This window comes from Deltaproteobacteria bacterium (genome assembly GCA_020848745.1).
Taxonomy (GTDB): Bacteria; Desulfobacterota; Binatia; order UTPRO1; family UTPRO1; genus UTPRO1.
Genome location: JADLHM010000088.1, coordinates 1 through 4,628, shown reverse-complemented (window position 1 = coordinate 4,628; position 4,628 = coordinate 1). Strand labels below are relative to the sequence as shown.

3 protein-coding genes are annotated in these 4,628 nt (G+C 67.1%); all 3 read left to right on the top strand.

From position 1 onward, the window contains the following. Positions 1-147: 147 nt before the first annotated feature. A complete protein-coding gene (locus tag IT293_12750) occupies positions 148-1,929 on the top strand; it encodes a class I SAM-dependent methyltransferase (protein ID MCC6765521.1) in 1,782 nt (593 codons plus the stop codon). Between the two features lie 131 nt (positions 1,930-2,060). After that, on the top strand, positions 2,061-2,870 hold the full coding sequence (locus IT293_12745; GenBank protein MCC6765520.1) for a beta-propeller fold lactonase family protein: 810 nt from the start codon (positions 2,061-2,063) through the stop codon (positions 2,868-2,870). 20 nt (positions 2,871-2,890) lie between these two features. Next, on the top strand, positions 2,891-4,628 hold a 1,738-nt coding region (locus IT293_12740), incomplete at its 3' end, for a hypothetical protein (GenBank protein MCC6765519.1).

The window sequence follows — 4,628 nt, the reverse complement described above, 5'->3', positions numbered from 1 at the left end:
CGCGTCTAACCGCACCACCCACTTCGCGGCTCGTCCCATCCGCCACCTCCCCACCCGTTGTCCGCGCCCCGCGCGGCGAGGAGTCTGCTATCACACATCGGTCAACTCCGCAGTGGCGGTGGACTAGCCCGACCGGCTACGGCGCGCTTGAGCGGTATCAGTGCGGAAGTCTTCGATGTTGCGCGCCAACTGGAGAGCGCAAGTCCCGGTTTGGCGCTGATGATGCAGCTGCGCGCCCGGCTGTTCGACGAAATGGTGGTCGCAGCTGGTCGTCGCGGTTTCGAGCAGGTGGTCTTGGTGAGCTGCGGTTTCGAGCGCCGTCGTTCGCGGTCATCGACCGTGCAGCCAGTGCGAACCATCAAGGTCGAGCACCCCGCCGTCTTCGAAGCGTTTGCACGTCGCAGCGGTTTTTCTCGCCATACCTGCGTCCCGGCCGACGACTTTCAGCAGGAGACGTGGCAGGCGCTTGAAGACCGTGGGTTCTCTCCTCGCGTCCACAAGACGCTGTTGATCCTGCAAGGCTTGAGCCTCTGGGGCGGACCCACTGCCCTTGACTACTGGCTCGATCGGCTTGCCGAGCAGGACCGGGTCGGGGGCGAGATGGTGCTCAATCTACTCGACAGCACCAGTGCTGCACACGCGCAGCATGCCGGCGATGAGCTCGTCGGCCCGATGGTATCGCCCGAAGTCGGAATCCGTTTTGGGGCCGATGGGGCGCGTGTGCTCGACCAGATTGCTGCTCGCTCTCTCCACTTGCGCCGACTCTTCGATTCCCACGACCTGCAACGACGGCATTTCGGGGTTGAGGATCTCTTGGTTAGCGAGCTCTACGTTTGGGTGGGGGCGTCGGCAGACACCCCACGCCCGACGGCGCAGCCACGGTCGGAAGCGGCGACCCCGACGACGCGCGTCGCCGAGTACCGCACCTTCCGCCCTTCCTTGCGCCCCGAGGTAGAGGTCGCAGCCGCTTCTGCGCAGTTGACACTTCCCGTGAGCGAGCTCCGTAACGTAGGCCTCGAGCTCACACCCCGCGATCTCGCCATAGCGTCGCTCTTCGACGGCGTTCGAAACCTCGCAGAAATCACCGAGCGGATGGACGATTCCTCGTGCGAAGGCGACGGGACTGTTTGGAACCTCGTACACCGGATCCGTTCGCATGGCTTCCTGGTGTCTGCGGGCGACGAGCTCTACCGCGCCGGGCTCGAAGCGGTGGAGCGGGGAGCGGGCGACGCCGCCCAAGTCGCCTTCCTCGAAGCAATCCGGCGAGATCGTCGGCATCTCGGAGCCTTGCGCGAGCTCGGGTTCACCGCCCTCGAGCGCGGCGACGCCGCACTTGCTCGGCGGGTGGCACGTCTGTTGGTTCCACTGGGCGCAAACGCCGCAGCCCGTCACCTCCGTGAGCTGCTCTGCAGCCGCGAGGGCACCGTCCTCATCGCTCGGGACGGGCCACTGACGGTCGCGATGGGCCAGGCCGGATCTCGCGAGGAAGCACGGGGCTGGGCATCCGGCGCGCGAAACGCTCTCGAAGCAGGCACACGCTTCCTCGGCGTCCAGTTCACTGGAGCAGTCGTCGTCGATCTCCGGAGCGACCGCGTAGGTATTCCGACGACCGTCGTCTCGGATGCCGAGCCGTACACGTTGATTCGGCTCTCGCGGCCGCAGTGTTCGCCGGCGCTACTGATGCACGAGCTTACGCACGTGCTCGCGATGTGCGGCTCCCCCTGGCTTTCTGAGGGCCTCGCGGTGTGGGTGCAGCGCCGAGTCGTGCCGGGAATCTGCTTTCCAGACGACCGCCTGGAAGTCGCAAGTCGTTCGAGCTCGACGCTCGCTGCGCGACTGCAACCGGAAGGTAAGCAGGCTGCACAACACGCCCGTCTCGATCGCGCCGCATATCGTGAGGCGGCGTCGTTCGTCGACTGGTTTGGGTGATAGGCGGCACTACCCGGCTTTTCGCACCGCCTGGGCGACATAACCTCCAAAATCGGACGTTCGCGTTTGTACAGCCGTTTGCCACAGAGTCGATCGTCTGGGTCGACATCGTCGACGCCGAGGTCGACGGTGTGGGCGGCGTGGACGGTCTCGGCGGTACCAGCCGACTCGCGCTCAGCGCTGACGGTCACCATCTCTACGCAGCGGGCACCACGGAGAACGCGCTCGCCGTCTTCAGCCGCGACTCCGGAACGGGCGTTCTGACGTTCGTGCAGGCGCTTTTCGACGAGGCGGGTGGTGTCTCGGGACTCGACGAGCCCTGGGGCGTCGCCGTCAGCGCCGACGGCAAGAACGTCTACGTGGCGTCCCACACCTCGTCGGCCGTCACCGCCTTCACGCGAAACGTGGTCTCGGGAACGCTCGCGTTCCTCGCGACCTATCCCGACGGCGGAATCGGCGGCCCGTCGCTCGCCGGCGCGCGTGAATTGGTCGTCAGCGGCGACGGGGCGAACGTGTACGTCGCCGCCGACGGCGACGGCGCGATTGCGATCTTCGATCGCAATCCTCTGACGGGCTCCCTGACGTTCTCGGCGGCGGCGGTCGACGGCGTCGACGGGGTGAGCGGCATTGTCGGGGCGCAGGCAATCGCGATCGGGCCCGACGGGCAAACCGTCTACGCTGGCGGGAATGGCGGTAGAACCGCCGTCTTTGAACGCACCGTCCCGGGCGGCGCGTTGACTTTCGTCGAGGCGGAGTCGCCCAGCACGTTTCCCGGCGAGGGCGCGCCGTTCACGCGAGGCATCGCGGTGACGCCCGACGGCGAGCACGTCTACTCCTTGGTCGAGCTGCCGTTCGCGGTGTACCCCGGGAGTCCGGTCCCGGCAGCACTGCCACGCTCCGTACCGGCCTCGGCGCCGAGCCCGCGGACCTCACCGCGGTAGCCGCGGGCCGCGCGGTTTTCATGAGCCCCGAGGGTAATGACGGTGGCACCGATCGGAACGGCGACACCGACACATTCGATCGCCTCGTGTACGCCTACGACGCAGCGACGAATACGACGACGCAGCTCGCCGGGCTCTCTATGCTCTCCAACTACAGTCGCATGACCCTATCCTCGCGGGTGCTCGCGGTGGCTCTCGACGAGATGCCGCAGGATACGTTCGTCGATCTCGATGGAAACCAGAAAATCAATCTCGTGCTCGGGCTCGTTCCCACCAGTGCGCTCGGCAGCCCGCCGCAGATCGTTCCAATCGGCATCGCGGCGCTCTACCCACAAACGGGATTGCAATTCGTCGGTTTCGACAGCACCGACTTGTGCTCCGGCGGCGCCAGCGACGGCGAGCCGTGCCAGACCGACGGTGACTGCCCCGCCGGAACATGTGAGGCCATCGTCGTATTCGGGACGGACGAGTATCACCACGGCGCAGGCGACGGCGAAGATCTGAACGGCGACCGGGATACCGACGATACCGTCCTGGCCATTTATCGAGTCGCCACAGGCCAGGTCACCATCGTCCCCCGCGAAACGGTCGATTTCGTCGTCAGCGGCAACCTGATCGCGTTTCGGTCGTCGGAACGCTTCGACGGACCGCGCCGAGACAGCAACGGCGACGGCGATGGTGACGACGCCCTCCTCTGGGTCTACGATCTCAAAGACGATCGCCTCATCAATTCCGGCCAGGCGATCGTCCGCTGTCACCTGCCCGGATGCGCCCCGGGTCAGGCGTACAAGATCGTCGGAGACTCGGTCGCCTTCCTGACCTCGGAAGCCGAGCAGGGCAACCGCGACCTCGACGGCGACGGGTCGAGCACCGGAATCGTGGCGCAGGTCTTCAATCCGCGGTCCGCCCACCGCAAGGTCTTCAGCGTCCCCGCGGGCGCTCCGAGCCTGCCCCCGCTCCCCGACGACTTCATCGGCGAGCCCATCGTCTACCAGGAACGGGACGAGTCGGTGGAAGGGATCGACCTGAACGGCGACGGCGACACCGCCGACGGCGTCGTCAACGTCATCACCGGCGACAACGACGGCGACGGCGTCTTCAACGAGGACGACACCTGTGTCGAGAGAGCCGACGCCGAGGGCCGCGACAGCGACCTCGACGGTGCCGGCGACGTCTGCGACCCGAGCCCGTACTGCAACGCCCTGACACCCTTGAGCCCGCCGATGGCACCGCTCGCGAACGAAGGCTGCCAGAGAGTCCTCGGGAAGGCCGTGCGCGGCTATGTCGCGGCGCGCGCCAATGCCATTCGCGGCTGCAGCAACGCCGTCGCCAAAGGCAAGATCGCCGGCCGGGCGCTCGTCACCTGCCGCGGCTCGCTGTTCGCCGGACAGGAGGTCGCGCCGAACGACGTCAAGACCGCAAGCAAGCTCGCCAAGGCGCGCGCCAAGCTCGACAAGACCATCGCCGGCAAGTGCACCACCGGCGACCTCGGCGCGCTCGACCCGTGCGCGACCAGCGTCGCCGACGTGCAACGGTGTCTCGCCGACCGCATCACGAGCGGTGTCGAGGCGATGCTCGCGCTCGCCTACGGCGACGTCGCGGCGATCGCCGACAAGGCCACGCTCAAGTGCCAGAGCGCCATCGGGAGCGCCGCCGTCGGCTACCTCAAGACCGCCGTTGGCGCGATGGTCCGCTGCCTCGACGCACGGAACGCGGGCAAGATCAGCGGCGACGGCCAGTCGCTCTGCCTCGGCGCCT